Annotated in this window: 1 protein-coding gene; it reads right to left on the bottom strand. The window is 70.6% G+C overall.

Annotated elements, in window-relative coordinates; genetic code table 11:
• Nucleotides 1–66 precede the first annotated feature (66 nt).
• Nucleotides 67–933 (bottom strand): peptidylprolyl isomerase (locus B8460_RS18700; RefSeq protein ID WP_048863136.1); only part of this gene is annotated, 867 nt, incomplete at its 5' end.

Genomic DNA, 933 nt, shown 5'->3' with positions numbered 1-933 from the left:
GAGGGGCGGCAGCGGCGGCAGCGGCACCGCGAGCGGCGAGACCGGCAGGGTCGCCATGCGCGCCGGTTACTTGCCGGAGGGCGCCGGCGGCGGCTCGGCGCTGTCGGTCGGCTTCTCCGGCGTGCCGTCCATGTTGAAGCGCACCACCTTCACGTCCGCGCGCGCCTGCTTGACCAGCTTCTGCACCGCGTCCTGGATCAGGTGCTGACGCAGCTCATCGCGCACGGAATCGAAGGTCGGCGGCTTGGCGATGCGCGTCTCCGTCACCTTGATGACGTGCCAGCCGAACTGCGTGTGCACCGGCGTCTTGGTGAACTCGCCCGGCTTGAGGGCGAATGCGGCGGCGGAGAACTCCGGCACCATGTCGTCCTTCTTGAACCAGCCGAGGTCGCCCCCCTGCGAGGCGCCGGGGTCCTTGCTGTGCGCCTTGGCCAGCGCCGCGAAATCCGCGCCCTTTTCCAGCTGGGCGATGATGTCCTTCGCCTCCGCCTCGTGCTCGACCAGGATGTGGGAGGCGTGCACCTCCTCCTGTCCGGGCTTGTTGGCGTAGTCCTTCTCATAAGCGGCCTTCAGCGCGTCGTCGGTGATTAGCGGCCCGATGTCGCGCTGCAGCAGGGCCCGCTGCAATGCCTGATCGGCGGCGCGCTGGATCTGCGCCTGCACCGCCGGGTCCTTGTCGAGGCCCTGCTTCTTGGCGGTGATCACCAGCGCCTGCCGGTCGATCAGCTGGTCCACCAGCATCGGCACCAGGATCTGCTGCGGCATGGTGCGGGCCTGCTGCGGCAGGGTCCGCATGGCGTCCTGCACGTCCGACAGGTGGATCGGCGCGCCGTTGACGGTGGCCAGCAGCGGATCGGTCGCCGGCTTGGCGGTCGCGTCGGTCGCGGACCCGGTCGCCGCGCCGGGCGGGGCGGCGGGCGGCGTGCTGCTGTC

Origin of the sequence: Acidisphaera rubrifaciens HS-AP3 (assembly GCF_000964365.1) — a bacterium.
Lineage (GTDB): Bacteria > Pseudomonadota > Alphaproteobacteria > Acetobacterales > Acetobacteraceae > Acidisphaera > Acidisphaera rubrifaciens.
Note: the sequence above shows the minus strand (reverse complement) of the source record. Positions and strands in the feature narration are given on the sequence as shown.